Source organism: Serratia sp. H1w (assembly GCF_000633355.1).
Classification (GTDB): Bacteria; Pseudomonadota; Gammaproteobacteria; order Enterobacterales; family Enterobacteriaceae; genus Chania.
Window position 1 is genome coordinate 1 of record NZ_AYMQ01000214.1, and the last position, 890, is coordinate 890.

The 890-nt window shown below is 46.3% G+C and carries 1 protein-coding gene and 1 pseudogene; both read left to right on the forward strand.

Annotation, left to right across the window (positions count from 1 at the left end):
* Nucleotides 1-246 (forward strand): annotated as a pseudogene (locus U869_RS32735) (adhesin); the annotation flags it as partial.
* Between the two features lie 125 nt (nt 247-371).
* On the forward strand, nt 372-890 hold a 519-nt coding region (locus tag U869_RS32740), incomplete at its 3' end, for a hypothetical protein (protein ID WP_037409761.1).

Consider the following 890-nt stretch of genomic DNA (forward strand, 5'->3'; position numbering starts at 1 on the left):
GCGCTCACTCAGGGTGGGGGGTATATCACCGGTGAAATCGATAATGGTGTCACTGGCAGCGGGGCTTGTACAGGAACCAGTGGAATACCCTTTGATAATACCCAGCTTAAGGTAGGAAATATCACCAGTGCAGAAACCAGCAAGTCAACCAGTAACAATGTAACCTGGCGATTGTGTTCCGGGGGGAGCAGTCTACCTGTTGGAACAGTAAATGCGTCTGCTGAAATGATGGTGACATTCAATTAACAGAAAGTCGCCTGTACAGGAAAATTAACGGGCGGATATTTTTTCTGTGATTTATTATCATCGATGGAATAACAAGGGGGTGGAATATATCCCCATTGCATTCTTATAGTGTTAAGGATAACAATATGAACAAGCATAACATTATGGCGTATTGTTCCTGTCAGTTCACTCGACTCGGACTGGAGCATGCCATTTACAGTTATCCTGAATTGTCGTTGCGCGCAAATCTCGTTTATTACCCGAGGTCAGGATTTTTTCCGTCGGACTGTCCGGTAGCCGATATCCTTGTTGTGATTATGGACGGAAATATCGGAGAGACTCTCATGCTGCGGGGACAGATAATGGAAACGCCACTGCGGCAAGGAGTAAGGACAGTGCTTATTTCGCCACGAGGTTGCCCTGAATGGTTAAAGTTCGCTATCCTTGGGCGGATGAATGTTGATGCTGAACTGGATGCTTCCACCCCCGTAAGTATGTTGCAATCCTTGCTGACCTATATGTTGGACCACTCACAGATATCAGACTACCACAGAGATAGGAGCCCGTTATCACCACGGGAATTGGATATCATCACGCGATTACTGAATGAAAGGAACCCCATGCAAATAGCACGTGAACTGGGGCTTAGCATCAAAACAGTGAGT